This window comes from Gilliamella sp. B2828 (assembly GCF_026537125.1).
Classification (GTDB): Bacteria; Pseudomonadota; Gammaproteobacteria; order Enterobacterales; family Orbaceae; genus Gilliamella.
Map to the genome: position 1 here is coordinate 1 of NZ_JAFNMU010000025.1, position 1,187 is coordinate 1,187.

The following is a 1,187-nucleotide window of genomic DNA, read 5'->3' on the forward strand; positions in this document are numbered from 1 at the left end:
TAGCCGACATCAAACAAAAGTATAATGTTAAAGCATCATAATAAGCTTGGATATAACGCTATACAATAAGGAATCAGGAGTAAAAGCATGCCATCAAAATATCAACCCCAAATCCTTGGTTGGATAGGCGATTTAGATAAAGGCGAAAATTATTTAACTGGAGCCGATCAACGTTTATTGTATGCCAATGATAATTATTGTGCTTTTATTCGTAAAACATTAAACGATCAGATTTTATATTTAAGTGTATTTGCATTAGTTAGCATTACTTATTTTTTTTTAATTGTAATTTATATATATTTTTTTGAAGTTATTTCAGTGAAAAAGCATTTTAATATATTTTTAGTAATCACTACCGGCATGTTGATTTATACCATTGCTATGTACTTAACATTTTTATCGGAATTGTATCAAAATTTATTTACACGCCGTGGCAGCCCCATTATTTTTAACCGTAAAACCGGTAAAGTGTATGTCAATGAAAGCTATTTTTTTAATTTTAAGATATTACGCAACCCTTTAACCTTTTTGCATCCCAATAAAAAACGTATTAAAGAATACGATTGGGCGTATCTACAAGGGGTGGTGGTGCATAACTATTCCCGATATTCCCTCAATTCCACCATTTTAATGGTGTGCAAACCCAATACCAATAAAACCATCGATCATATTATGTTAGATCCGCTACGCAATGGCATTGGTAGTTATCAGGTCTGGGGTTGGGTTAATAATTTTATGTGTGCGAATGATTTAATCAGCTTGAACGATGGCAAATACAAATGGGAACAAGAAACTCAATTCAAAAAAGAGATTATAAAAGGTCAAGGTTGGCCAGAGTGGATGGTAGAAGCATTTAATGCCACCACGCATGACGAGCTAGCTGATATCAAACAAAAGTATAATGTTAAAGCATCATAATAAGCTTGGATATAACGCTATACAATAAGGAATCAGGAGTAAAACCATGCCATCAAAATATCAACCCCAAATCCTTGGATGGATAGGCGATTTAGATAAAGGCAGTAACTATTTAACAGGTGCCGACCAACGTTTATTGTATGCTAATGACAACTACTGTGCATTCATTAGACTGGTATTGTCCACTAAAATTTTTTATATATTTATTTATACTATAGCATTAATTTTGGGTATTGGAACAATAATCCTATGTTTAGACTTAATTCTTA

At 32.5% G+C, this 1,187-nt stretch carries 2 protein-coding genes; both read left to right on the forward strand.

Features of this window, described 5'->3' with window-relative positions:
- Window positions 1-87 precede the first annotated feature (87 nt).
- Entirely contained in the window at window positions 88-918 is an 831-nt protein-coding gene (locus J3U19_RS11405) for a DUF6708 domain-containing protein (protein ID WP_267346371.1), read from the forward strand.
- 46 nt (window positions 919-964) lie between these two features.
- Window positions 965-1,187: hypothetical protein (locus tag J3U19_RS11410; protein ID WP_267346372.1), on the forward strand; the 223-nt coding region annotated here is incomplete at its 3' end.